The sequence below is a fragment of the Cupriavidus sp. GW822-FHT03E04 genome, from assembly GCF_058801495.1.
Map to the genome: position 1 here is coordinate 1 of NZ_JBXANI010000088.1, position 502 is coordinate 502.

General features: G+C 69.3%; 1 protein-coding gene. It reads left to right on the plus strand.

The genetic code is table 11. The features are described from left to right. The coding region (locus AC1RQC_RS40440) for a condensation domain-containing protein (RefSeq protein ID WP_492886898.1) at positions 1-502 on the plus strand (502 nt) is incomplete at both ends.

The window sequence follows — 502 nt, forward strand, 5'->3', positions numbered from 1 at the left end:
CGCGGCACGAATCGCTGCGCACGGTGTTCCGCGCGGATGCGCAAGGATTGGCCGGACAAGTGGTGAGGGACAGTGTCGAGGTGGCCTTGCCGGTGATTGACCTGAGCGGGCTCGATGCCGGCGAGCGCGAAGCGCGCGCGCGGCAGGAAGCCGCCCGCATCGCCGACGCGCCGTTCGACCTGAGCGAAGGGCCGTTGCTGCGCGTGGCCCTGATCCGGCTATCGGCCGAGGAACACGTGCTGGTGGTGGTGATGCACCATATCGTCTCCGACGGCTGGTCGATGCAGATCATTGTGGACGAGTTCGTGGCGCAGTACCGAGCCCGCGTAGAGGGCCGCGAGCCGGACCTGGCGCCGCTGCCGATCCAGTACGCGGACTACGCGGCATGGCAGCGCAGCTGGCTGGAAGCGGGCGAGAAGGAGCGCCAGCTTGCTTACTGGACGGCGCAGTTGGGCAACGAGCAGCCGGTGCTGCAGCTGCCGGCGGACCATCCGCGCCGCGC